At 74.2% G+C, this 24,479-nt stretch carries 24 protein-coding genes; 15 read left to right on the forward strand and 9 right to left on the reverse strand.

Annotation, left to right across the window (positions count from 1 at the left end):
* Window positions 1-49 precede the first annotated feature (49 nt).
* Window positions 50-961 (reverse strand): VOC family protein, encoded by a 912-nt coding sequence (locus tag V1L54_RS16195; RefSeq protein ID WP_443076651.1) that lies wholly within the window; start codon window positions 959-961, stop codon window positions 50-52.
* Between the two features lie 71 nt (window positions 962-1,032).
* Here V1L54_RS16195 and V1L54_RS16200 point away from each other — a divergent pair, with 71 nt between their 5' ends.
* On the forward strand, window positions 1,033-1,866 hold the full coding sequence (locus tag V1L54_RS16200; RefSeq protein WP_330118714.1) for a sulfurtransferase: 834 nt from the start codon (window positions 1,033-1,035) through the stop codon (window positions 1,864-1,866).
* 95 nt (window positions 1,867-1,961) lie between these two features.
* Here the strand turns inward: V1L54_RS16200 and sepH are convergent, their stop codons facing one another.
* Window positions 1,962-3,029 (reverse strand): septation protein SepH, encoded by a 1,068-nt coding sequence (gene sepH / locus V1L54_RS16205; RefSeq protein ID WP_330118715.1) that lies wholly within the window; start codon window positions 3,027-3,029, stop codon window positions 1,962-1,964.
* A 499-nt stretch (window positions 3,030-3,528) separates the two neighbouring features.
* Complete coding sequence (locus V1L54_RS16210; protein ID WP_330118716.1) at window positions 3,529-4,872, reverse strand: D-arabinono-1,4-lactone oxidase; 1,344 nt, start codon at window positions 4,870-4,872, stop codon at window positions 3,529-3,531.
* A 160-nt stretch (window positions 4,873-5,032) separates the two neighbouring features.
* Here V1L54_RS16210 and V1L54_RS16215 point away from each other — a divergent pair, with 160 nt between their 5' ends.
* Complete coding sequence (locus V1L54_RS16215; protein WP_330118717.1) at window positions 5,033-6,145, forward strand: ferrochelatase; 1,113 nt, start codon at window positions 5,033-5,035, stop codon at window positions 6,143-6,145.
* Between the two features lie 62 nt (window positions 6,146-6,207).
* Window positions 6,208-7,008 carry an inositol monophosphatase family protein gene (locus V1L54_RS16220; protein ID WP_330118718.1) on the forward strand — a complete coding sequence of 267 codons (801 nt, stop codon included), beginning with the start codon at window positions 6,208-6,210 and terminating at the stop codon, window positions 7,006-7,008.
* An 87-nt stretch (window positions 7,009-7,095) separates the two neighbouring features.
* Here V1L54_RS16220 and V1L54_RS16225 read toward each other — a convergent pair whose 3' ends face one another.
* Window positions 7,096-7,281, reverse strand: a complete 186-nt coding sequence (locus tag V1L54_RS16225) for a hypothetical protein (protein ID WP_100200013.1) — start codon at window positions 7,279-7,281, stop codon at window positions 7,096-7,098.
* Window positions 7,282-7,728: 447 nt separating this feature from the next.
* Between V1L54_RS16225 and V1L54_RS16230 the strand changes: the two genes are divergently transcribed.
* The 4 genes from V1L54_RS16230 (at window position 7,729) to V1L54_RS16245 (ending at window position 11,356) form a co-directional block, all read left to right on the forward strand.
* A complete protein-coding gene (locus V1L54_RS16230) occupies window positions 7,729-8,382 on the forward strand; it encodes a response regulator transcription factor (protein WP_330118719.1) in 654 nt (217 codons plus the stop codon).
* Between the two features lie 95 nt (window positions 8,383-8,477).
* Complete coding sequence (locus V1L54_RS16235; RefSeq protein ID WP_330118720.1) at window positions 8,478-9,743, forward strand: sensor histidine kinase; 1,266 nt, start codon at window positions 8,478-8,480, stop codon at window positions 9,741-9,743.
* Between the two features lie 451 nt (window positions 9,744-10,194).
* On the forward strand, window positions 10,195-10,494 hold the full coding sequence (locus V1L54_RS16240) for a DUF4193 domain-containing protein (protein ID WP_031508810.1): 300 nt from the start codon (window positions 10,195-10,197) through the stop codon (window positions 10,492-10,494).
* 16 nt (window positions 10,495-10,510) lie between these two features.
* On the forward strand, window positions 10,511-11,356 hold the full coding sequence (locus V1L54_RS16245; protein WP_330118721.1) for a hypothetical protein: 846 nt from the start codon (window positions 10,511-10,513) through the stop codon (window positions 11,354-11,356).
* Window positions 11,357-11,453: 97 nt separating this feature from the next.
* On the opposite strand, the gene V1L54_RS16250 is transcribed toward V1L54_RS16245, so the two are convergent.
* A complete protein-coding gene (locus tag V1L54_RS16250; RefSeq protein ID WP_330118722.1) occupies window positions 11,454-11,942 on the reverse strand; it encodes a DUF3093 domain-containing protein in 489 nt (162 codons plus the stop codon).
* A gap of 92 nt (window positions 11,943-12,034) precedes the next feature.
* On the opposite strand from V1L54_RS16250, the gene V1L54_RS16255 reads away from it, so the two are divergent.
* The 6 genes from V1L54_RS16255 to V1L54_RS16280 all read left to right on the forward strand — a co-directional run bounded on the left by V1L54_RS16255 (window position 12,035) and on the right by V1L54_RS16280 (window position 16,297).
* Window positions 12,035-12,619, forward strand: coding sequence for a PaaI family thioesterase (locus V1L54_RS16255; protein WP_330118723.1), 585 nt, complete (start codon window positions 12,035-12,037; stop codon window positions 12,617-12,619).
* Window positions 12,616-13,167 carry a dUTP diphosphatase gene (gene dut / locus V1L54_RS16260; protein WP_330118724.1) on the forward strand — a complete coding sequence of 184 codons (552 nt, stop codon included), beginning with the start codon at window positions 12,616-12,618 and terminating at the stop codon, window positions 13,165-13,167. Before V1L54_RS16255 ends, dut begins: the two co-directional genes overlap by 4 nt.
* 1 nt (window position 13,168) lies before the next feature.
* Complete coding sequence (locus V1L54_RS16265; protein WP_330118725.1) at window positions 13,169-13,948, forward strand: DUF3710 domain-containing protein; 780 nt, start codon at window positions 13,169-13,171, stop codon at window positions 13,946-13,948.
* 333 nt (window positions 13,949-14,281) lie between these two features.
* Window positions 14,282-15,004 carry an ABC transporter ATP-binding protein gene (locus tag V1L54_RS16270; RefSeq protein ID WP_330118726.1) on the forward strand — a complete coding sequence of 241 codons (723 nt, stop codon included), beginning with the start codon at window positions 14,282-14,284 and terminating at the stop codon, window positions 15,002-15,004.
* A 93-nt stretch (window positions 15,005-15,097) separates the two neighbouring features.
* Entirely contained in the window at window positions 15,098-15,496 is a 399-nt protein-coding gene (locus V1L54_RS16275) for an OB-fold nucleic acid binding domain-containing protein (protein ID WP_330118727.1), read from the forward strand.
* A 3-nt stretch (window positions 15,497-15,499) separates the two neighbouring features.
* Window positions 15,500-16,297 carry a DUF3159 domain-containing protein gene (locus V1L54_RS16280; protein WP_443076652.1) on the forward strand — a complete coding sequence of 266 codons (798 nt, stop codon included), beginning with the start codon at window positions 15,500-15,502 and terminating at the stop codon, window positions 16,295-16,297.
* Between the two features lie 111 nt (window positions 16,298-16,408).
* On the opposite strand, the gene V1L54_RS16285 is transcribed toward V1L54_RS16280, so the two are convergent.
* The 3 genes from V1L54_RS16285 to V1L54_RS16295 form a co-directional block, all read right to left on the reverse strand.
* On the reverse strand, window positions 16,409-17,122 hold the full coding sequence (locus tag V1L54_RS16285; protein WP_330118728.1) for a potassium channel family protein: 714 nt from the start codon (window positions 17,120-17,122) through the stop codon (window positions 16,409-16,411).
* Window positions 17,123-17,204: 82 nt separating this feature from the next.
* A complete protein-coding gene (locus tag V1L54_RS16290; protein ID WP_100200003.1) occupies window positions 17,205-17,873 on the reverse strand; it encodes a potassium channel family protein in 669 nt (222 codons plus the stop codon).
* Window positions 17,874-17,983: 110 nt separating this feature from the next.
* Complete coding sequence (locus V1L54_RS16295) at window positions 17,984-20,131, reverse strand: MMPL family transporter (protein ID WP_330118729.1); 2,148 nt, start codon at window positions 20,129-20,131, stop codon at window positions 17,984-17,986.
* A gap of 165 nt (window positions 20,132-20,296) precedes the next feature.
* Here V1L54_RS16295 and V1L54_RS16300 point away from each other — a divergent pair, with 165 nt between their 5' ends.
* Window positions 20,297-20,722 carry a MarR family winged helix-turn-helix transcriptional regulator gene (locus tag V1L54_RS16300; RefSeq protein ID WP_330118800.1) on the forward strand — a complete coding sequence of 142 codons (426 nt, stop codon included), beginning with the start codon at window positions 20,297-20,299 and terminating at the stop codon, window positions 20,720-20,722.
* On the opposite strand, the gene V1L54_RS16305 is transcribed toward V1L54_RS16300, so the two are convergent.
* Complete coding sequence (locus V1L54_RS16305) at window positions 20,619-22,283, reverse strand: SDR family oxidoreductase (RefSeq protein WP_330118730.1); 1,665 nt, start codon at window positions 22,281-22,283, stop codon at window positions 20,619-20,621. The two genes, V1L54_RS16300 and V1L54_RS16305, sit on opposite strands and share 104 nt — an antisense overlap.
* A gap of 137 nt (window positions 22,284-22,420) precedes the next feature.
* Between V1L54_RS16305 and V1L54_RS16310 the strand changes: the two genes are divergently transcribed.
* On the forward strand, window positions 22,421-24,475 hold the full coding sequence (locus tag V1L54_RS16310; protein WP_330118731.1) for an APC family permease: 2,055 nt from the start codon (window positions 22,421-22,423) through the stop codon (window positions 24,473-24,475).
* Window positions 24,476-24,479: the final 4 nt, after the last annotated feature.

Below are 24,479 nucleotides of genomic sequence, written 5' to 3' on the forward strand. Positions count from 1 at the left end.
CCGGGCGGGCGCCGGTACGCGGACGACGGGCCCCGCGGCCCGCCGCCCGTCACCGGTCCGTGATCACCGCGAAGGGCGCGCCCTCGCGGTCGGCGACCCGCGCCACCCGCCCGCGCGGCGTGTCCCGCGGCGGCCGCAGCACCCGGCCACCCAGCTCGGTCACCCGGCGCACCGCCGCGTCGGTGTCCGCGACCTCGACGTACATCAGCCAGTGCGAGCCGCGGTCGCGCGGCAGCGCCGCCCCGACGCCGTGTATGCCCCCGACGATCCTGCCGCGCGCGGACATGGTGAGGTAGTCGGTCTCCTCCCGGCCCCCGGCATCGCTCACGGAATCCCCGGAATCCCCGGAATCCGCGGGGTCCACGGGGCTCAGCGGCTCCCGCACCGCATCGGCCTCCAGACCGAAGACCGTCTCGTAGAACTTCTCCACCAGCGACGTGCGAGGAGTGATCAGCTCGTGCCACACCACGGTGCCCGGCCCGCCGTCCATGTACGCCCCGGGACGCTCCTCCGACTGCCAGATGCCGAACGCGGCCCCGCCCGGGTCCGCCGCGACCGCCACCCGTCCCATCCCCTCGGTGCCCAGCGGTCCCACCCCGACCGTCCCGCCGCACATCCGGGCCAGTTCGGCCGCCGTGTCGGCGTCGTCGGCCGTCAGGTACGGCAGCCAGCCGGCGAGCCGGTGCACCCCGGGCCGCATGCGGGTGAGGCACGCGACCTGGCGTCCGTCGAGCACGGCGCGGAAGTGCTGCCCGGCCTCCCCGGGCCCCGGCCGGTACTCCCAGCCGAACAACTCGTGGTAGAACTCCCGGCTCGCCTCCGAGTCGCGGACCAGCAGACTCACCCAGCTGGGAACCCCCGGCGCGTGCCGGGTCGCTGCCTGCGTCATCTCTTCACTTCTCTCCTCGGGACCGTCGTCGATGCGGTCACTCGTGACCGTCCCCGCACTGTCGGTGCTCATGCTCTCACCCGCTCCCTCGCCGCGCCGGGGCGGGAGAGGACAACAGGGCGGGACCGCGCGAGGATACGGCCATGGCAGTCATCGTCTCCCCTACCCAACTCGCGCGGGAACTCACCGGAACGTCTACCCCGCCCGTACTGCTCGATGTCCGCTGGCAGCAGGGCGTCCGGCTCGGGCGCCCGGCGTACGAGGCGGGCCATCTGCCGGGCGCCGTGTACGTCGACCTCGACACCGAACTGGCCGGAGCGGCGGGGGAGGGGACGGGCCGTCACCCGCTCCCCGATCCGGCGGACTTCGGGGCGGCGATGCGCCGGGCCGGGGTCCGCCACGACCGCCCGGTGGTGGTCCACGACGGCGGCCACGGCTGGGCCGCGGCCCGTGCCTGGTGGCTGCTGCGCTGGGCGGGGCACGGTGACGTACGGGTGCTGGACGGCGGTCTGGCGGCCTGGGAGGGCCCGCTGACCCGCCAGGTCCCCGACCCGCCCGAGGGCGACTTCACCCCCCGGCCCGGGGCGCTCCCGGTGCTCGACGCCGACGGTGCCGCGGCCCTGGCCCGCTCCGGGGTGCTGCTGGACGCCCGCGCGGCCGAGCGCTACCGGGGCGAGACCGAGCCGATCGACCCGGTGGCCGGCCACATCCCGGGCGCGGTCTCGGCGCCCACCACCGAGAACGCCGGCGCCGACGGCACCCTGCGTCCGCCCGCCGAACTGGCCGCCCGGTTCGCCGCCCTGGGGGTGACACCCGGCACCGAGACCGGGGTCTACTGCGGTTCGGGCGTCTCCGCGGCCCACGAGATCCTCGCGCTGGCGGTCGCGGGCATCGACGCGGCGCTGTACGTGGGGTCCTGGTCGCACTGGTGCGCCGACCCCTCCCGCCCGGTGGCCACGGGCCCCGAGCCGGGCTGAGGCGCCACGAGGCACACGGGACACGGGTGCCGGAGCCGGCCGCGCGGGCATGACACCCCCGCGCGGCCGGCCCGGCGCGGCTCACGCCGCGGTGCTCACTCGCCCTGCTTCTTGCGGCGCGTACCGAAGACGATCTCGTCCCAGCTGGGGACCGCCGCCCGGCGCCCCGGGCGGACGCCGTCCGCCTCGGCCTGGCGGTCGGTGTTGCCCGTGAGGCGGTCGCGGTGACCGGCGACCGACCGGGGCATCAGCACATCGGCGTACGCGCTTCCCGCGCTCGCCGCGGGCGCGGGGGGCTCCACCGGCTCCGCCTCCTCGGCCGCCTCCTCGGGCTCGCCGTCCACCGCGGCGGGCTGGTCCGCCACGACGAGGTCGCCCCGGAAGCTGGGCACCGCCTCCAGCAGACTGGTCAGGGAGTCCCGCTCGCCGTCCTGGCCGGCGGTCTCCGGCGGTCCGGACGCGGCGCCCTCCTCGGCCTCGCCCCGGTCGGCGCGGTCGAAGCGGTCGCGCGGCAGCCGGGCGATGCGCGGCACGAACGGGAAGCTCGGCTCGGGGGTGTCGTCGCTCTCCCCGATGAGCGTCCGCGCCTCGTCGTCCACGGCCTGCACCAGCCGCCGCGGCGGGTCGTACGTCCAGCTCGCGGAGTGCGGTTCGCCGGCCACCCGGTAGACGAGCAGCACCTCCCAGGTGCCGTCGTCCCGCCGCCAGGAGTCCCACCGCACCGTGTCCTTGTCGGCGCCGCGCAGCGTCAGCCGCTCGGAGACGATCTCGCCGAGCTGGGGACCGGCGCTCTCGCCGGGGCGGCGGACCGGTGTCTTGCGGGCCCGCTCGGCCATGAAGGCGCGCTCGGCCAGCACCGGCCCCTCGAACCGGCGTACGCGGTCCACGGGAATGCCCGCGAGCTGGGCGACCTCCTCGGCGGAGGCGCCGGCCCTTATCCGGGCCTGGATGTCCCGCGGCCGCAGATGGCTCTCGACCTCGATCTCGATCTGCCCCAGCCGGGCACGGTCGTTCCGGACGGCGGCGCGCAGCCGCTCGTCGATCGGAAGTGTGTACTCCGTGCTGTCGGCAGCCTTGAGCACCAGCCGTGTGCCGTCGTTGCTGACGGCCACGACACGCAGTTCGGGCATGGGAACCTCCCGGGTGGTGCCTGCCGACGTCACGTGCGTCGCTGCTCCCGCTAGACGAGTGTGGCGTGCCCGGGTGCAGCCTGCCACAACCTTGCCGACTTGCCCGGCGTGTCGGGCCCGCACCCCGATCCGCCGCTGTGGCACGGTTGACTGTTTCCCACCCAGAGCGACCACTTCGGTCACCCTGCGTGATACTGGCCGACCGGGACCAGGGCCAGGGCTCGTCACACTACTCCATTGGGGCCATGCCGGGGGATCGGCACGCCGCCCAAGTTCTCACAGCCGCGGTGAGTTGAAAACCACGCGGACCTCCGGGACCGGGCGGTACGGGCCCGGATCCGCACGGAATCCACCGGAACGGAACCGCCGCCCGTCCTCCGGAGTGCCCGGCGAGGACGGCGCGGCGGGGACGGCGGGGCCGCCGGGAGGCTGCCGGGAAGATATGTACGACCGCCCCGGGAGGGGGACGGACGCGGACGCAGGGTGACGGCGGCCGGATCGGCGGCGCGGCCGGACCCTGTGTGCCGGGCCGTCAGCCCCCCAGCACGCGCCGCAGGTAGTCGTTGCCGAACACCCGGGTGGGATCCAGCCGGTCGCGCAGCGCGGTGAACTCCCCGAAGCGGGGGTAGACGCCCGCCAGGTACTCCGCGTCGCGGCTGTGCAGCTTCCCCCAGTGCGGTCGCCCCCCGTGGGCGGTCATGATCCGCTCGGCCGCCGTGAAGTACCCCTCGTACGGGACGCCCCGGTACTGGTGCACCGCGATGTAGGCGGTCTCGCGGCCCGACGCCGTGGAGAGCGTGATGTCGTCGGCGGGCGTGACCCGTACCTCCACGGGGAAACCCACCCGCAGGCCCGAGCGCTCCACCAGGTCCGCGAGCTCGCGCAGCGCCGCCGGCGCGGCCGCGCGCGGCAGGGCGTACTCCATCTCCACGAAGCGCACCCGGCGCGGGGAGGTGAACACCTTGTAGGGGATGTCGGTGTACGTACGGGCCCCCAGCGCCCGCCCGGCGATCCGGGCGATGCCCGGGACGGCCGCCGGCACGGCCCGCCCCAGCGAACAGGCGGCCTGGAAGGCCCCGTTGGAGAGGAACTCGTCCGTCAGCCAGCCTGCGACCGGCGGCAGCGGGGCGGCCGGACCGCGGCTGCGGTTGTTGCGCTTGGTGGCGCAGCGGTCGGTGTGCGGGAACCAGTAGAACTCGAAGTGCTCGTTGTCGCGCACCAGGTGCTCGAAGTCCGCCAGCACCGCGCCGAGGCGCATCGGCTCCTCACGGGCGGTCAGCAGGAACAGCGGCTCCACGGCGAGGGTGACCTCGCTGATCACCCCCAGCGCCCCCAGCCCGATCCGGGCCGCGGCGAACACGTCGGCGTTCTCCTCCGGCGAGCAGCGCAGCACCGAGCCGTCGGCGAGGACCAGTTCCAGGGCGCGGAGCTGGGCGGCGAGCGAGCCGGAGCCGCGGCCGGTGCCGTGGGTGCCGGTGGAGACCGCGCCGGAGACGGTCTGCTCCATGATGTCGCCCATGTTGGCCAGCGACAGCCCCGCGGCGGCCAGTTCCCGGTTGAGGCGGCGCAGGGTGGTCCCGGCGGCGGCGGTCACCGTCCCCGCCGCACGGTCGATCCGGCGTATGCCGGTGAGGCGGTCGGGCCGTACCAGCACCCCGTCGGTGACGGCCGCGGCCGTGAACGAGTGACCGGTCCCGGCGGCCTTGACCCGCAGCCCGTCCTCGGCGGCCCGGCGCACCGCCTCGGCCAGCGCCCCGGTGGTGGCGGGAGCGACGGTCCGCAGCGGCCGGGCCTCGGCGGTGCCCGCCCAGTTGCACCAGGCCGGCGGCGCGAGGCCGCGGCCCCGGCGGGCCGTGCGCGCGGTCGTCCCCACCATCCCACCTCCCCGCGGTCCGCCGGCACCGGACCGGGGACCCGCTGCCACCGGCCGGCCCGGCCGGTGGGGGGCGATCATACTCACGGCCGCCGCCGGACGGATACCGGCGCGCAGCGGGTCACGGGGGAGACGGCCGGATCCGGATGGCAGGATCGGGAGCATGTCCGATGTTCTTGACGCCCGTCCCTACGACGCCCTGCTGCTGCTCTCCTTCGGAGGCCCGGAGGGCCCCGAGGACGTGATCCCGTTCCTGGAGAACGTCACCCGTGGCCGGGGGATCCCGCGGGAGCGTCTGGCGGAGGTGGGGCAGCACTACCACCTCTTCGGCGGGGTCAGCCCGATCAATGCCCAGAACCGCGAGCTGCTCGCCGCCCTGCGCGAGGACTTCGCCGCGCACGGCCTGGACCTGCCCGTCTACTGGGGCAACCGCAACTGGGCGCCGTATCTGACCGACACCCTGCGCCAGATGGTGAAGGACGGCCGGCGCCGTGTCCTGACGCTGGCCACCAGCGCCTACGCCTCGTACTCCGGCTGCCGCCAGTACCGGGAGAACCTCGCCGACGCGCTCGCAGCCCTGGACCGGGAGGGGCTAGCGCGGCCGCGGGTGGACAAGCTGCGGCACTACTTCAACCACCCCGGCTTCGTCCGGCCCGTGACGGACGGGGTGCTGGCCGCGCTCGCCGAACTGCCCGCCGGGGTCCGCGACGGGGCGCACCTGGTCTTCACCACCCACTCCGTCCCCACCGCCCAGGCCGAGACCTCCGGCCCCGCCGGCGGCGCGTACGTGGCCCAGCACCTGGACGTGGCGCGGGTGATCGCCGACGCGGTGCGCGCGGAGACCGGCGTCGACCGCCCCTGGGAGCTGGTCTACCAGTCCCGCAGCGGCGCCCCGCACGTCCCCTGGCTGGAGCCGGACATCTGCGACCACCTGGCGGACCTGCACGGCCGCGGGGTGCCCGGGGCGGTGATGGTCCCCGTCGGGTTCGTCTCGGACCACATGGAGGTCATCTACGACCTGGACACCGAGGCGAGGGCGAAGGCGGAGGAGCTGGGCCTGCCGGTGGCGCGGTCCGCCACGGTCGGCGCGGACCCTCGGTTCGCCGCGGCCGTGCGGGAGCTGGTGCTGGAGCGCGCCGCCGCCGAGCGCGGCGGACACCCCGAGCGCCGCGCGCTGGGCGCGCTGGGGCCCAGCCACGACGTGTGCCCGGCGGGTTGCTGCCCGGGCCGGACCGAACGGCCCGCCGCGGCGGGCGCCGACAGCCCGTACGCCTGACCACGCACACCCCACACCGTCCGGCAGGACCCGGGAGAGACCCGGGAGAACCGAGGAGAGACGTGACCGACCGGCTCAGGACCGAACTGCTCGACCTCGCACTGGAGGCCGCCCGCCGGGCGGGGGCGCTGCTGCTGGAGGGCCGCCCCGCCGACCTGGGGGTGGCCGCCACCAAGAGCAGCCCCATCGACGTCGTCACCGAGATGGACGTCGCCTCCGAGAAGCTGATCACCGGCTATCTGGCCGAGCACCGCCCCGACGACGGCTTCCTGGGCGAGGAGGGGGCGTCCAGCGAGGGCAGCAGCGGGGTGCGCTGGATCATCGACCCGATCGACGGCACCGTGAACTACCTCTACGGGCTGCCCGGCTGGTCCGTCTCCATCGCCGCCGAGCACGAGGGCGAGACCGTCGTCGGCGTGGTGGCGATCCCGCCGCGCGGCGAGACGTACCACGCGGTGCTGGGGGAGGGCGCCCGGCGGAACGGGGAGCCGGTGCGCTGCCGCCCCTCGCCGCCGCTGGACCAGGCGCTGATCGGCACCGGCTTCAACTACGTCACCGAGGTCCGCACCGCCCAGGCGGAGGTGGCCCGCGCCCTGCTGCCGAAGGTCCGCGACATCCGCCGGTCCGGCTCGGCGGCCATCGACCTGTGCGACGTCGGGGCAGGCCGGCTGGACGGCTTCTTCGAGCGCGGACTGCACCCCTGGGACGCCGCCGCGGGCGCCCTGGTCGCCCGTGAGGGAGGCGCGCTCACCGGCGGCCGGCCCGGCCTCCCGCCGGACTACGACCTGACGGTGGCCGCCTCGCCCGGGGTCTTCACCGTCCTGCAGCCGCTGCTGGAGGAACTGGGGGCCTGGCACGACTGAAGCGCGCCGCCCAGGCCGGGCGGCGCGCACGACGGCGCCCCGGGATCCTCCCGGGGCGCCGTCGGGTGAACGACAGATCAGTCAGGATCAGGAGCAGACGCCGGCGGCGCCCGCCTCCACTTCCACTCCGTACTCGGCGGCCAGACGGCGCAGGTCCTCGAGCTCGGCCTGCTCGACGTCCGCCAGGAAGTCGTCGCCCGACTCGCGAGCGCGGAGCAGATCGGACTCGGTGGTCCGTATGCGCTGCAGAATGCCTGCGGTGAACGCGTCCATGGTGCGCCCCCTCGTCATGGTCGTTGGCACGGGGGTGTGCCGAGGGTGGGGCGATCACGGTGTGGTCCCGGAACGGTCGCCCGACCCCTTCGGTGCTTCGGAGGGGAGCCTCGGGGGAGGCGGGGGAACCGAGAGAACCGAGGGATGGGGTCGTGACCTGCCGTCTACAGGGCGTGATCGCGGGTGTGGTGTCGTCTTCCCCATCTGAAACCTCAGAGAAACCTCAGACGGGACGGAATTTCCGCGGACGACCGCGACGGACCTGCCCGTGCCCCCGCCGCACCCTCCGCTTCGCTCCCCGTTCCCCTCCCGTTCCCTCTCGCCCCGCCGGGCTCGTCCCGCCGACCGCTTTACCACCCGTTTACGGAGGCCGGGGGCAGGATGGAGGCAGCCCGGCACCACCCGGCCCCCGGACGACCGCGGGCCCCGAAGGGAAGGACACCCCCAGTGCGCGTACTCGTCGTCGAGGACGAGCAGCTGCTCGCCGACGCCGTGGCCACCGGCCTGCGCCGGGAGGCCCTGGCGGTGGACGTGGTGTACGACGGCGCCGCGGCCCTGGAGCGCGTCGAGGTCAACGACTACGACGTGGTGGTCCTCGACCGCGACCTGCCCCTGGTCCACGGCGACGACGTCTGCCGCCGGATCGTCGAGCTGGGCCTGCCCACCCGGGTGCTGATGCTCACCGCGTCCGGTGACGTCAGCGACCGGGTGGAGGGCCTGGAACTGGGCGCGGACGACTACCTGCCCAAGCCGTTCGCCTTCCGCGAACTGATCGCCCGGGTGCGGGCGCTCGGCCGCCGCAGCACCGCCGCCCTGCCGCCGGTGCTGGAGCGGGCCGGGATCAGGCTGGACCCGGGGCGCCGGGAGGTGTTCCGGGACGGCCGGCAGGTTCAGCTGGCACCCAAGGAGTTCGCGGTGCTGGAGGTGCTGATGCGCAGTGAGGGGCGGGTGGTCTCGGCCGAGCAGCTGCTGGAGAAGGCCTGGGACGAGAACGCCGATCCCTTCACCAACGTGGTGCGGGTCACCGTGATGACCCTGCGCCGCAAGCTCGGCGAGCCGCCGGTGATCGTCACCGTGCCCGGCTCGGGGTACCGCGTCTGAGCCGCCGGCCGCTCCGGCCGCCCCGCCCGCCCGGGCCGCCCCGCCCGCCCGGGCCGTCCGAGCCGTCCAGCCGTCCGATCCGTCTGCGAGCCCTCATGACCTCCTCCGTGTCCGCCGGTCCCCCGCCGCCCCCCGTGCCGCCTCCCAAGCCCACCTGGGACCCCTTCCAGCCCGGCCGCTCCCCCTGGCTGCGGCCCACCATCCGCATCCGGCTGACCCTGCTGTACGGCGGGATGTTCCTGATCGCCGGGATGGTGCTGCTGGCGATCATCTATCTGCTGGCGGCCCAGGCGCTGCGGGACGGCAGCCGGCTGCCGTTCCAGATCCTGAGCGTGCGGATCCAGGCCTCCGACACCGTCTGCAGCCTTCCCGCATCCCGGGACGGCCGGAGCCTCACGCCCGAGGAGCTGACCGCCGCCGTCCAGCAGTGCGTCGAGCTGCAGCGGGAGCTCGCCCTGGACGAGCTGCTGAACCGCTCCCTGCTGGCGCTGCTGGGCCTGGCGGTGGCCGCCTTCGCCTTCGGCTACGTCATGGCGGGCCGGGTGCTGTCGCCGCTGGAGCGCATCACGCGCACCGCCCAGCGGGTCGCGGGCTCCGATCTGCACCGCCGGATCGAGCTGGACGGGCCGGACGACGAGCTGAAGGAGCTGTCCGACACCTTCGACCAGATGCTGGACCGGCTGGACCGGGCGTTCACCGCGCAGCAGCGGTTCGTCGCCAACGCCTCGCACGAGCTGCGCACCCCGCTGGCGATCAACCGCACCCTGCTGGAGGTGCAGCTCTCCGACCCCGAGGCGTCGCCGGAGGTGGTCCAGCTGGGCAGGACCCTGCTCGCCACGAACGAGCGCAGCGAGCAGCTGGTGGAGGGGCTGCTGCTGCTCGCCCGCAGTGAGAACGAGATCGTCGACCGCAGGCCCGTGGACCTGGCCGAGGTCGCGGACCGGGCCCTGGACCAGACGCGCGGCGAGGCCCGGGCCAAGGGGGTGGAGCTGCGCGGCGCGCGGCTGCCGGTGTACGTGAACGGCAACGGGGTGCTGCTGGAACGGGTCGCGCTGAACCTGGTGCAGAACGCCGTGCGCTACAACGTCCCGGCGGACGGCTGGGTCTCGGTCGGCACCCGGGCGCAGCCGGGGCAGGCGGTGCTGGAGGTGGAGAACACCGGCCCGGTGGTGCCGGCGTACGAGGTCGACAACCTCTTCGAGCCCTTCCGGCGGCTGCGCACCGAGCGCACCGGCAGCGACAAGGGCGTCGGCCTGGGGCTGTCGATCGTGCGGTCGGTGGTGCGCGCACACGGTGGTACGGTCACCGCCGCCCCCCGGGAGCAGGGCGGCCTGACGGTACGGGTCACCCTGCCCGCCTGACGGTGCCGCGGATCCTGCTCCGGTGCCGGTGAACGGCGGGAGACGGGGTACCCGGCAGGACCGGCGGAGCTCTCCGGGCGAGAGGGAAATGAGGTTTTCGGACGGTTGTGGCGGCACGTCCGAACGACTGTGATCGATCACACACGCGATTTTTTCCGCCGCCCGTGACCGGTGATCAAGGAACCGCCGAAAAATGCCGGAAAATCCATGTTTTCGCAGGTCTCCATTGTGGAAAAGAGGGGAGACGGTGCACGCAAAGTGCGACATTCGGGCCGCCCCCGGCCCTGGTCGGCGGCCGGCCCGGTCACCCCATCAGGGGTGCGGTTGGGTGTCGATTGAGTAACAGGGCTTGATGTGAGGCAAAATCTCCGCCTCGGGTCGGGCACAAGTCCGGCCTCTCGCGCGTTACGTGCGCTGGAGAAACCACAGACACCCAGAGGGGGAGAGCGACATGGCAACCGACTACGACACTCCACGCAAGACCGATGACGATGTCAATGAGGACAGCATCGAGGAGCTGAAGGCCCGGCGGAACGACAAGGCCGCCTCGACCGTCGACGTCGACGAGTTCGAGCAGGCCGAGGGCCTCGAGCTGCCCGGCGCGGACCTCTCCAACGAGGAGCTGTCCGTGCGGGTGCTGCCTCGTCAGGCCGACGAGTTCACCTGCATGAGCTGCTTCCTGGTCCACCACCGCTCACAGCTGGCGGCGGAGAAGAACGGCCACCCCATCTGCCGCGACTGCGCGGCCTGAGCGGGAGCGCCGGCTGATGGCGGTCGATGGCGAGTACAACGGCGAACACAGCGGCGCGCACGACGGCGGGCGGGGCCCTGACCAGGAGGCCTCGCTCGCACCAGCACCCATGGCGGGAACCGAGGCGGGGCCCCCGGCGGGGCGCGGCCGCGGGCTGCGGCTGCCGCGCGGACGGCGGTCGCCCGGACCGCGCGGCGGGACCGGGCGGGAGCCGCACGAGCCCGGCAGGGTCAAGGCGTTCCTCGGCGTGGTCGCCGACCGCATCATCGAGCTCGCCCCCCGCATCCCCGTCCGCGACCTGGACACCCTCCGCCGCCAGTTCCCCGGACTGGGGCCCGAGGAGCTCGCCGACCGGCTGATATCCGGTGCGGTCAAGGGCAGCGCGGCCGTCGGCGCCGGGGTGGGCGCCTCGGCGATGCTGCCGGTGCCTCCGGCCATGCCCGCCGAGCTGACGGCCGAGGTCGTCGGGGTGGCCTCGGTGGAGCTCAAACTCATCGCCGAGCTGTACGAGGTCTACGGCCGGCGGCCGCCCGGCAACGCCCGCGAGCGGGCCGCCGTGTACCTCACCGCCTGGACGGACGAGCGCGGCGTGGAACTGACCAGCGTCGCCTCGCTCAACGCCGCGTTCGGCAGCCAGCTGCGGCGCCAGCTCCGCCAGCGGCTCCTCAGACGCACCCTGCGCAACTTCCCCAACCTCGCACCGTTCATGATCGGTGCGGTGGCGGGCGCGCTGATGAACCGGCGCGAGACCAGGAAGCTCGCCGAGCGGATCCGCGGCGACCTGCGGAAGCGGCAGGTCCCCTGGGACGTCCTCCCGGCCCCGGAGGCCGGCGGCCACCGCGCGCTGGAGGCCGGCGACTGACCGGCGCGGCCGGGGCGCTCCGCTCTCCCCCTCCGCGCCCGGCCCTCCCACGCTTTCTCCGCGCCCTCCCGCCGCCCGGACCGCACCGGGCGGCCGGCTACGCGCGGGCCGCCTCCAGCGCCTCGGCCAGGGCCCGCGGCCGCCGGGTGGACAGGTACAGGTACGGGGTGGGATCCCCGGGATCGGTGACCTCGACCCGGAGAGCCGTGGGCACATAGCCGCGCAGCAGCATGTAGGCGCGCGGATCGGCGCGGTGGGTGCGCCAGGCCCGCGCCTGCTCGGCGTCCAGGACGTGCGCCTCGCCCAGGACCCGCACCGGCACCCGGGCGTCCCCCGCGACCAGGGAACCGGCCACCACCCGGATGCGGGCCGACCCGTAGGCGCTGACGCCGACCGCGACCAGCGCCGTACCGGCCACCAGACCGCCCAGCAGCGGCAGGGTGCCCAGCGGGAGCAGGATCAGCCCGCAGGAGATCCCGGCCAGGGCGGCGATCAGCCACCAGGAGCGCGGTGCGGTCAGCCGCTCGTCGTACAGCACGCGGGGCGGGACGCCGGAAGCCTCGGGGGAGGGACCAGGAGGATGCATGCCACCAGCTTGGCACGCCCCCCGGCGCCGCTCCCGATCCGGCGACCCGGTGGTGACCCGGCGGTAGGGGGGCGGCGGTAGGGTCAGCACCCGTGAGTGCCACCAAGACATCGCTGACACCGCCCCGGGACGCCGTCCCGCCGGCGCGTCATCCCGACGCCCCCGCGCCCGGCGAGCCGCTGGGCGCCCACTACGACCGGTGCTTCGGTTGCGGCGCCGGGCAGCCCCACGGGCTGCACCTGGTGGTGCGGGCGGGCGAGGGCGTCAGCGTGACGGCCGAGTTCACCGTCCGGCCCGAACACCAGGGGGCGCCCGGTCTCGCCCACGGCGGACTGCTGGCCACCGCCCTGGACGACACCCTCGGGGCCCTGAACCTGCTGACGCACACCATCTCGGTCACCGGGCGGCTGGAGACCGACTACCTCCGGCCCGTGCCCGTGGGCACCGTGCTGCATCTCCGGGCACGGGTCCTGGCACGCCACGGGCGCAAGATCTACTGCACCGCCGAGGGACGCCTCGGCGCCCCGGACGGACCGGTCGCGGTGCGCGCCGACGCGCTGTTCGTCGAGGTACGGGTGGAGCACTTCACCGGCCACGGCCGCCGGGAGGAGATCGAGGAGGCGATGGCCGATCCCGACACGGTGCGGCGCACCCGGGCCTTCGAGGTGAACCCGTGAGCCGGCCCGCGGTCCCGGCCGGTCCCGGCGGTCGCCCTCCCGTCGAGGTGCTGATCCGCCGTCTCGACCCCGCGGTGCCCGTCCCCTCCTACGCCCATCCCGGCGACGCGGGATGCGATCTGGTCACCACCGAGGCCGCCGAACTGGCGCCGGGGGAGCGGACCGTACTGCCCACGGGGGTTTCCCTCGCCCTGCCCGACGGGTACGCCGCCTTCGTGCATCCGCGCTCGGGCCTGGCCGCCCGCTGCGGGGTCTGCCTGGTGAACGCCCCCGGAACCATCGATGCCGGGTACCGTGGGGAGATCAGGGTGATCGTGGCCAATCTGGACCCGCGCGAGAGCGTCCGGTTCGAACGGTTCGACCGCATCGCCCAGCTCGTCGTCCAGCGAGTCGAGACGGTGCGCTTCCACGAGGTGGCCGAGCTGCCCGGGTCGGAGCGCGCGGCTGGGGGCTTCGGATCGACGGGCGGCCACGCCGCACAGCACAATCAGTACGCTCATTACGCTGCGGACGCGGTCGACGAGACCGCGGACCTGAAGGGACAGTGACGTGTTCGGACGTCGTCGCAAGAAGGAAGCAGGGCCCGAGGGCGCCTCGGACGAGTTCGAGACGGAACGATCCGACGAGAGCACCGACGCGTCGGACGAGTCCGCCGACGGCGCCCGGGGCCGGGTGAAGCTGCCCCCGGCCCCCCGGCCGGACGGCCCCTGGGACGTGAGCGAGCTGCACGCGCCGGGCGAGGGACGGGTCGACCTGGGCGGCATGTTCGTGCCCGGGGTGCCGGGGATGGAACTGCGGGTCGAGGTCGCGGGCGAATCGATCGTCGCCGCGACCGTCGTGCTGAAGGACAGCGCCATCCAGCTCCAGGCGTTCGCCGCGCCCAAGCGCGAGGGCATCTGGGACGAGGTGCGCGAGGAGATCGCCGGCGGCATCACCAAGCAGGGCGGGATCATCGACGAGACCGAGGGCCCGCTGGGCTGGGAGCTGCGCGCCCAGGTGCCGGTCCGGCTCCCGGACGGCAAGAGCGGCATGCAGGTCGTCCGCTTCATCGGGGTGGACGGCCCCCGCTGGTTCCTGCGCGGGGTCATCTCCGGCCAGGGCGCGGTGCAGCCGCAGGCGGCCGGGCTGCTGGAGCAGATCTTCCGCGACACCGTCGTGGTGCGCGGCGACGGCCCGATGGCCCCGCGCGACCCGATCACCCTGAAGCTGCCCGACGACGCCCAGATGGTGCCCGACGTCCAGCAGGACCAGCAGGGCGAGCAGGGTTCCCGTTTCGCCGGGGGCATCGACAAGCTCCAGCGCGGTCCGGAGATCACCGAGGTCCGCTGACCGGGTCCGGCGCGAGCGCCCTGCCGCTGTGGGGAGTGGCAGGGCCGCACCGTTCCCCGGGGCTCCCGGGCCTCTTCGAGTTCCCTCCGGGATCCTTCCGGCTCTCTCCGGCCGCCCCCGGTGTTCCCCTCCGTTCCCCCGCACCTTTCCGCTCACGGTCCGGAGTCGTCCGCGAGCTGTTCGTGCGCTGTTCGTGCGCTGTTCGTGCGCCGCCCGGGACCTCTGCCCACAAGGGCACTCGCACTTGTGACAATGAGCGGTCGTTCACCGGCGGCGGCGGTCCGCGGGGGGTTAGTCTCGAACCGTCCGGGGGGTCCGGAAGGGGGAGGCCGCATGGGCGTCGGGGTCGAGACCGTGGTCGAGGTCGAGGATCTGCACCACTCCTACGGCCACGAGGCCGCCGGCCGGGTCCTGCACGGTCTGTCGCTCACCGTCCGGCGCGGGGAGCTCGTGGCGGTCACCGGGCGTCCCGGGGCCGGCCGGACCACGCTCCTCGCCCTCGTCGGCGGGCTCGACACCCCCGCCGCCGGCCGGATCACCGTCGACGGCGTACGGCTGGACGAACTGGGCGAGCAGGAACGCCTGAGGCTGCGCCGCGACCGCATCGGCACCGTCTTCCCGTCCTCCGGGCTGCTGCCGGTCCTCACCGCGGCCGAGAACGTCGGCGTACCGCTGCGGCTGTGCAACGTGCCGCCGGAGGAGCGCGACGCGCGGGTGGCCCGGCTGTTGTCCGACGTCGGTCTGGCCGAGCACGCCGGGCGGCGGCCCGCCGAACTGAGCGGGGAGCAGCGGCAGCGCGTCGCCATAGCCCGCGCCCTGGCCAACCGCCCCGTACTGCTCGTCGCCGACGAGCCCACCGCGCAGCTCGACGCGGCCTCCGGCGCCGCCCTGCTGGAGCTGCTGCACGCCCTGGTGCGCGACCGGGGGGTCACCACCCTGGTGGCCACGGGGGACGACTGGCTGCTCTCCCGGGCCGACCGGGTCCTGGAACTGCGGGACGGGCGGCTGCCGGAGAACGGACCGGAGAGTCGGCCGGTCCTGCCCACCCCGCCCTGAACCGGACGGCCCGTTCCGGCCCGGAGCGGCCCGTTCCGGCCTCCGGGCGCCGGCGGAGTTACCGGTGTCCGGGCGCGCGGGTACGCTGGCCGCATGAGTGGCGTTACCCGGGGGGACAAGCGGGGCGGCCGGCTGCGGCGCATGCTGGGACGGCTGTCGTCCTCGCAGGAGGAACTGCTCTCCGCCGAGCTGCGGCAGGACACCGAGGACAGCGGATGCACGCGCATCTGCGACTGCGGTGACCGGCAGATCGTCAAAGTGGCCGGTACGCTGCGCACGGTGACGCAGCGTCCGCGGGCCGGAGTGCCCGCCCTGGAGGCGGAGCTGTTCGACGGGTCCGCACCCCTGGACGTGGTGTGGCTGGGCCGCCGGTCCATCGCGGGGATAGAGCCCGGCCGCAGGCTGATCGCCTCCGGACGGATCGCGATGAACCGCGGCCGTCCGGTGCTGTTCAACCCGAAGTACGAGCTGCGACCCATCGGACAGGAGTAGCGGGTGACCTCTCTCGACAAACCCGGCGGTCCCGGCCGGCCGGACGGGACCGCCGGTGCCGGGACCGGTGCGGCCCCGGCACCGCCGACGGTCTCGGACAAGGCGGTGCTGGAGGCCTTCGGCGGGGTGCGCGGCATGGTGGACACCACCGTGCCCGGCCTGGTCTTCGTCCTGGTCTACACGGTCAAGCGGGACATCCATCTCTCGGCCGGCGCCGCCCTGGGCCTGACCCTGCTGCTCGGCCTGGCCCGGCTGGTGCGGCGCGAGACCCTCAAGCACGCCTTCAGCGGTGTCTTCGGGGTCGCCTTCGGCGCGGTCTTCGCGATGATGTCGGGCGACGCGAAGAACTTCTACCTGCCGGGCATGCTCTACACCCTGGGCCTGGCGGTGGTGTACTGCCTCTCGGCGATGCTGCGCTTCCCGCTGATCGGGGTGCTGCTCGGGCCGATCCTGCGCGAGAACCTCTCCTGGCGCACCCGCAACCCCGGCCGGCTGAAGGCGTACACCAAGGCGACCTGGGCCTGGGGGATCATCCTGCTGGCCAAGTCGGCGATCCTCTTCCCGATCTACCTGTGGGGCGACGCCACCCAGCTCGGCTGGGTGAAGGTGGCGCTGAGCATCCCGCCGCTGCTGCTGTGCGTCTATCTGACCTACATCTTCCTGGCCAAGGCACCGCCGCCGATCGACGTGATCGCCGAGATGGAGGCGGAACTGGCGGCCGAGGAGGAGGCCGAGCGGAGGAAGGAACGCGAACGCGCCGGGGTCCGCGGCCGGCCGGACGAGGCTCCGGCGGAGCCCTGACCGGGCGCGCGGCGCCCTTGGCAACCGGTACGGCCCGCCCCCGCTCGCAGCGGGGGCGGGCCGTACCGGTTGCCGGTGGTGCCGGCCGGAAGATCCGGGAACGCCGGGAACTCAGCCTTTCCCCGGGTCCTCCTCCTCCGTGCCGGGCCGCGGCTCCTCGGCCTCGCGCCGCACCGACAGCAGCTCCTCCAGTTGCTGCTCGCGGGCCTGCGCCGCGACGAACAGCAGCTCGTCGCCCGCCTCCAGGGCCTCCTGGGGGCCCGGCGTGAGCACCCGGCTGCCGCGGATGACCGTCACCAGCGCGGTGTCCTCGGGCCACTCCACCTCGCCCACCCTGGTCCCGGCCAGCGCCGACTCCGGGGGCAGGGTGAGCTCGACCAGGTTGGCGTCGCCCTGGCTGAACCGCAGCAGCCGCACCAGGTCGCCGACGCTGACGGCCTCCTCGACCAGCGCGGACATCAGCCGCGGGGTCGAGACGGCCACGTCCACGCCCCAGGACTCGTTGAACAGCCACTCGTTGCGCGGATTGTTCACCCGGGCCACCACCCTGGGCACGGCGTACTCCGTCTTGCCGAGCAGGGAGACCACGAGGTTGACCTTGTCGTCGCCCGTCGCGGCGATCACCACATGGCAGCGCTGCAGCGCCGCCTCGTCCAGCGAGGTGATCTCGCAGGCGTCGGCCAGCAGCCACTCGGCCTGCGGCACCTGCTCCACCGCGATGGCCCCGGGCGCCTTGTCGATGAGCAGGACCTCGTGGCCGTTCTCCAGCAGTTCCCCGGCGATGGAGCGGCCCACCGCGCCCGCCCCGGCGATCGCGACCCTCATCGCGCGCCTCCCGTCGTCCCCGCGCCCGTCCGGAACGCCGGACGGCCGGGCGCGGCCCTTCCCGGCGCGCCTGCCGTCGTGCTCATCGCAGGTCTCCTTCCGGTCCCCTGGAGAACGCCGCCTCCACGTCGCCGACCCGGTCGCAGCGCATCACCACGTGCACCAGATCGCCCTCCTGGATCACGGTGTCGGAGGTCGGCAGCATGGCCTCGCCCAGCCGGGTGATGAAGGCGACCCGGGTGCCCGTCTCCTCCTGGAGCCGGCTCACCCGGTGCCCGACCCAGGCGGCGGCGGCGTGCACCTCGGCGAGCTGGACGCCGCCGGTCGGGTCCAGCCACAGCGGCTCCGCCCCGGAGGGCAGGAGCCGCCGCAGCATCTGGTCGGCCGTCCAGCGGACCGTGGCGACGGTCGGGATGCCCAGCCGCTGGTAGACCTCGGCGCGGCGGGGGTCGTAGATACGGGCCGCCACGTTCTCCACCCCGAACGTCTCGCGGGCCACCCGGGCGGCGATGATGTTGGAGTTGTCGCCGCTGCTGACCGCGGCGAACGCCCCGGCCTCCGTTATCCCCGCCTCCTCCAGGGTGTCGCGGTCGAAGCCGACACCCTCCACGCGGCGTCCGCCGAAGGCCGGGCCCAGCCGGCGGAAGGCGGTGGGGTCCCGGTCGATGATCGCGACCGTGTGGCCCCGCTGCTCCAGCGTCTGCGCGAGCGCGGCACCGACCCGCCCGCACCCCATGATGACGACGTGCATAAGGCCGCTACCCCGTACTCTCTCCTGCTGCCACGACCCTGGCCGGCATCGCGCATCACCCTTCCCGCCCCGACGGGGGCAGCTGCCCGGAGGTGTTCCGGGTCGTAACGCTACCCGGCATCCGGCGCACCGATCTCCTCCCGGTCCTTCCCGGCCTGTCCGGACCGCTCCCCGTCCCGGTGGCGCAGCGCGCTCGGCCACCACACGGCGGGACCGATGTCCCGGGCGAGGGCGGGCACCAGCAGGGACCGCACGACGATGGTGTCCATCAGGACGCCGAACGCGACGATGAACGCGATCTGGGCCAGGAAGGACAGCGGGATCACCACCAGGGCGGCGAAGGTCGCGGCCAGCACCACACCGGCCGAGGTGATCACCCCGCCGGTGGTGGTCAGCCCCTTGAGCACGCCCAGCCGGTTGCCGTGGCGCAGCGTCTCCTCACGGACCCGGGTCATCAGGAAGATGTTGTAGTCCACCCCCAGGGCGACCAGGAACACGAAGCCGTACAGCGGGATGGACGGATCGGTGCCGCTGTAGCCCAGCAGGTGCTCGAATACCAGGGCGGCGATCCCCAGGGTGGCCAGGAAGTTCAGGGCCACGGTCGCCACCAGCAGGACCGGCATCACCACCGCGCGCAGCAGCGCCATGATGACGAGCAGGATGATCACCAGGACGACGGGGATGATCAGGGCGCGGTCGTGCCGCGCGGTGTCCAGGGTGTCCAGCTGCTGGGCGGTGTAGCCGCCCACCAGGGCGTCCGCGCCGTCCACCGCGTGCACCGACTCCCGCAGCCGCTCCACGGCCTGCCGGGCCGCGTCGGAGTCGCTCTCGGCCTCCAGGGTCGCCTGGATGCTCACCCGCCCGTCGACCACCAGCGGCTCGCCCTCGCCGGGCCGGCCCGACTCGGTGACCGGCGCGGCCGAGGACACCCCCTCGGTCTCCTGCGCGGCGGCGGTGACCTGCCGCAGGCGGTCGGCGTCGGCGATGATCACCGCCGGGTTGCCGGTGCCGCCGGGGAAGTGCTCGTTCAGCGCCCGCTGGGCGGTGACGGACTGCGTCTCGCCCACGAAGAGCTCCTCCAGCGGCGTCCCCTTGGAGGTCAGCATCGGGGAGAACGCCGCGGCGACCGCCAGGGAGGCCAGCGAGATCGCCCACACCCGGCGCGGGGAGCGGTCCACGGCGGTGGCGACCCGTCCCCACACCCCGCGGGCGCCCCCCGGATCGTCCGGGTTCTGCGGCGGCTTGGGCCGGGCGGGCCAGTACGCGGCCCGGCCGAGCACCACGAGCACGGCCGGCAGGAAGGTCAGGGCGCTGAGCATCGCGCAGGCGATGCCGATGGCGCCGACCGGCCCGAGGGCCTGGTTGTTGCGCAGATCGCTCAGCAGCAGCACCAGCAGCGCCAGGGCGACGGTGGAACCGCTCGCGAGGATCGCGCCCAGGGAGCGGCGCAGCGCGGTCCGCCCGGCCAGCAGCCGGTCGCCGTGCAGGCCCAGCTCCTCGCGGAACCGGGCCGACAGCAGCAGGCCGTAGTCGGTGGCGGCACCGATGACCAGGATGAACAGGATGCCCTGCACCTGGCCGTCCACCCGCACCAGGTCCCGGTCGGCGAGGAAGTAGACGATCGCGGTGGCCAGGGACAGGGCGAAGACGGAGCCGAGGATGATGGCCAGCGGGAGCAGCGCGCTGCGGTAGACCAGCAGCAGGATCAGCAGCACCACGCTGAGCGCGACGCCCAGCAGCAGCCCGTCGATCCCGGCGAACGCCTCGGAGAGGTCGGCCTGGGTGGCGGCCGGCCCGGCGACGTGGACCTCGGTCCCCGGCACCTGCCCGGCGGTCTCCAGGATCGAGTCGATCGCCCCGGGCAGCCCGTCGTCCAGACCGGCGGAGAGCTGGACCACCCCCTGCAGGGCCCGGCCGTCCTCGGACGGCACCGCGGGGGAGGGGCGGCCCACGGCCCACTCCGCGCCGGACAGCTCCCGCAGGGCGGCGGTGGCCCGCTGCCGCTGCTCCGGGCCGATCCGGCCCTCCTCGGCCTCCCACACGACGATGGCGGGCACGCTATCGGTCTGCTGGAAGGCCTTCCGCTGCTCGGTCACCTTCGTCGACTCGGCGCTCTCGGGCAGGAAGGAGGACTGGTCGTTGGTGGAGACTTCGCTGATCTTCCCGGCGTACGGTCCGAAGGCGCCGCCGACCGCCAGCCAGACGACGATCAACGCGGCGGGGACCAGCCACCGCAGGAGGCGAGGTGTGGGTTTCATGGACTCCCCTGAGCTGAAGGACGCGGGCTCCGCACCGACGGGTACCCCGGTGGGCGGAAATCTTTCCCATTGAGATAGCCGATTGCCGAGAATGTATATCCTGGAGGAGTGCCCGGCTCAGAGGACCCCACCGGTCTGCAGACGTTCGCCGTACTGCTCCGCCGCATGAACGGCGAGTTCGGCAGGACGGCCCACGACTTCGCCCGCTCCCAGGGGCTCCACCCCACCGACGTGCAGGCCCTGGTGGAGATCCTGGACGCGGACGACGGGCCCGTGACCCCGGGCATGCTGCGGGAACGGCTCCGGCTCACCTCCGGAGCGGTCACCGCCTGCCTGGACCGGCTGGAGCGCGCGGGCCACATCCGGCGCACCCGGGACTCGGCCGACCGCAGAACCGTCCACCTCCACTACGCCTCCCGGGGCCGGGAGGTGGCCCGCGAGTACTTCCGCCCGCTGGCCCAGGCCACCGATGCCGTCCGGCGGCGCTTCAGCGACGCCGAACTGCGCGTCGTCGTACGCTTCCTGGCCGCCATGAACGACGAGCTGGCCGCGGCGCGCCGGCCGGACGGGACCCCGCCCCCTCCGCCGTAGCCCCGGTGGCCCCGGCGGACGCGGCGGCCTCCGACGCCTCGGCGGCCGCCGCGATGTTGCGGGCCATCCCGCCGAATACCACCGCGTGGAAGGGCGAAACCCCCCACCAGTACGCCTGCCCGGCCAGTCCGTGCGGATGGAACAGCGCGCGCTGCCGGTAGACCGTCCCACCCTCCGGCCCGCGCTCCACCCACAGTTCCAGCCAGGCCAGACCCGGCAGCCGCATCTCCGCCCGCAGCCGCAGCAGCCGCCCGGGCTCGATCTCCTCCACCCGCCAGAAGTCCAGCGCGTCGCCCGCCCGCAGCCGCGCCGCGTCCCGCCGCCCCCGGGCCAGCCCCACCCCGCCGGCCAGCCGGTCCAGCAAGCCCCGTACCGTCCAGGCCAGCGGCAGGGAGTACCAGCCGTTCTCCCCGCCGATGCCCTCCACCACCCGCCACAGCGCCTCGGGCGAGGCGGCGACGGCGCGCCGCCGCACATCGGTGTACAGGCTGCCGCCCGCCCAGTCCGGGTCGGTGGGCAGCGGGTCGCTGGGCGCGCCGGGCACCGACGCGGAGGACCAGCGGGTGGCCACGTCCGCCTCCCGCACCCGCTTCAGGGCCAGCCGCAGTGCCTCCGTCACCCCGATCCGGCCGCCCGGCGGATCCGGCACGTACCGCGCGATGTCGTGCTCGGCGCAGACCACCTCGTGCCGCAGCGACTCCGCCAGCGGCCGGGCCAGCGCGGCGGGCACCGGGGTGACCCAGCCGACCCAGTGGCTGGACAGGGTGGGGGACAGGACCGGCACCGGCAGCACGATCCGCCGCCGCAGCCCGGCCACCTCGGCGTAGCGCCGCATCATCTCCTGGTACGTCAGCACCTCCGGGCCGCCGACGTCGAAGGTCCGGTTCACCCCGGCCGGCAGCGTGGCGCAGCCCACCAGGTAGCGCAGCACGTCGCGGACGGCGATCGGCTGCAGCCGGGTCCGCACCCAGCTCGGGGTGACCATCACCGGAAGCCGCTCGGTCAGATAGCGGAGCATCTCGAACGAGGCCGAACCCGAGCCGATCACCACCGCCGCCCGCAGGACCGCCGTCGGCACCCCCGAGGCCAGCAGCAGCCGCCCCACCTCCGCCCGGGAGCGCAGATGGGGGGAGAGCTCCTCCTCGGGCACCCCGCGCGGCGTCAGCCCGCCCAGATAGACGATCCGGCGCACCCCCGCGGCCCGCGCCCGCTCCCCGAAGACCCGGGCCGCCGCCCGGTCGGTCTCCTCGAAACCGGGTCCGCCGCCCAGCGAGTGCACCAGGTAGTAGGCGACGCCCACGCCGCGCAGGGCCGCGCCCGTCGAGGCGGCGTCGGTCACGTCGCCGCGGACCACCTCCGCCCGCCCCGCCCAGGGGTGGTCGCGCAGCCGGGCCGGGTTGCGGGCCAGACAGCGCACCGCGTAGCCGGCCGCCAGCAGTTCGGGCACCAGCCGCCCGCCCAGATAGCCGCTCGCCCCGGTGACCAGGCAGCGCACCGGCCGGCCGGCCGCCGTGCCGTCGCCTGTGGCACCGTCCGTGTCCTCACCCGTGCCGCCGCCCATACGGCCATGCTCGGCACCGTCCGACGGGCCCGCAACCGGGGCCGCCCGCCGGCGCCCGCGCCGCCCGGTCCCCCGCCGTACCGCGCTTCGGGACGGTGGTTGGTCCCCCTGGCGGACAGCGGCATACGATCCCTTGCGTGTCCAAGCTGACCGACGTGTCCAAGCGGCTCCTGATCGGCCGGGCGATGCGGAGCGACCGTCTCTCCGAGACGCTCCTCCCCAAGCGCATCGCCCTGCCGGTCTTCGCCTCCGACCCCCTGTCGTCGGTCGCCTACGCACCGGGCGAGGTCCTGATGGTGCTCTCCATCGCCGGGTTCTCCGCCTACCGCTACGGGCCGTGGATCACCCTCGCCGTCGTCGTGCTGATGTTCGCGGTGGTGGCGTCCTACCGGCAGAACGTCCGGGCCTACCCCTCCGGCGGCGGCGACTACGAGGTCGCCACCACCAATCTGGGCCCCCGCGCCGGCCGCGCGGTCGCGGGCGCCCTGCTGGTGGACTACGTGCTGACGGTGGCGGTCTCGGTCGCCGCGGGGGTGGAGAACCTCGGCTCGGCGGTCCCGTTCGTCTCCGAGAACAAGGTCACCGTGGCGATGGCCGTCATCGCCCTGCTGACGCTGATGAACCTGCGCGGCGTACGGGAGTCCGGCACGGTCTTCGCCATCCCCACCTACGTCTTCGTCGCCGGAGTGCTGCTCACCATCGGCTGGGGCGCCTTCCGCTGGTTCGTCCTGGGTGACGACATGACCGCGCCCAGCGCCGGGTACGAGGTCCGTGCCGAGGCCGGCTCGCTGGCCGGGTTCGCGCTGGTCTTCCTGCTGCTGCGGTCCTTCTCCTCCGGCTGCGCCGCCCTCACCGGGGTCGGCGCGATCAGCAACGGCGTCCCGGCCTTCCGCCGCCCCAAGAGCCGCAACGCCGCCACCACCCTGGCGCTCATGGGCGGCCTGGCCGCCACCATGTTCTGCGGCATCATCGCCCTGGCCCTGGCCACGGACGTGAAGATGTCCGAGAACCCGGCCACCGACATCCTCATCGACGGCCGTCCGGCCGGACCCGACTACCACCAGGACCCGGTCATCGCCCAGGTCTCCGCCGCGGTCTTCGGCGACGGCTCGGCGCCCTTCCTGCTGCTGGCCGGGGCCACCGCGCTGATCCTCTTCCTGGCCGCCAACACCGCCTACAACGGCTTCCCCGTCCTCGGCTCGATCCTCGCCCAGGACCGCTACCTGCCGCGCCAGCTCCACACCCGCGGCGACCGGCTGGCCTTCTCCAACGGCATCGTGCTGCTCGCCGTGGCCGCGGCCGTCCTGGTCTACGTCTACGACGCGGACTCCACGCGGCTGATCCAGCTCTACATCGTCGGCGTCTTCGTCGCCTTCACCTTCAGCCAGACCGGCATGGTCCGGCACTGGAACCGCCTGCTGGCCGGGGAGCGGGACGCCGCCGCCCGCCGCCGCATGATCCGCTCCCGCGCGATCAACGCCTTCGGCGCCTTCTTCACCGGGCTGGTCCTGGTCGTGGTGCTGGTCACCAAGTTCGCCCACGGCGCCTATGTCGCCCTCATCGGCATGGGCCTGTTCTATCTGATGATGACCGCCATCCGCCGCCACTACGACCGGGTCTCCGACGAGCTCGCGATGCCCGCCGAGCCGGGCGGCGACCTGCTGGCCCGCCCCTCGAAGGTGCACTCCATCGTCCTCGTCTCCAAGATCCACAGGCCGACGCTGCGGGCCCTGGCGTACGCCCGGCTGGCGCGCTCCGACGTGCTGGAGGCGCTCAGCGTCAACGTCGACCCGGAGGAGACCCGCGCCCTGCGCGAGGAGTGGAGCCGGTACGGCATGGACATCCCCCTCAAGACCCTCGACTCCCCCTACCGCGAGGTCACCCGGCCGGTCGTGGAGTACGTCAAGAGCCTGCGCCGCGCCGACCCGCGCGCGGTGGTCAGCGTCTACATCCCCGAGTACGTCGTCGGCCACTGGTACGAGCAGCTGCTGCACAACCAGAGCGCGCTGCGCCTGAAGGGACGGCTGCTGTTCACCCCCGGGGTGATGGTCACCTCCGTGCCGTACCAGCTGGAGTCCTCCGAGCGCGCCAGACTGCGGGCCCGCCGCCGCGCGGAGTGGAGCGCACCCGGCGCGGTGCGGCGCGGCCCGGTCGGGCCGGGGGACGGGAACGGGAACGGGCGCGAGCCGTAGCCCT

This window comes from Streptomyces rubellus (assembly GCF_036323805.1).
Lineage (GTDB): Bacteria > Actinomycetota > Actinomycetes > Streptomycetales > Streptomycetaceae > Streptomyces.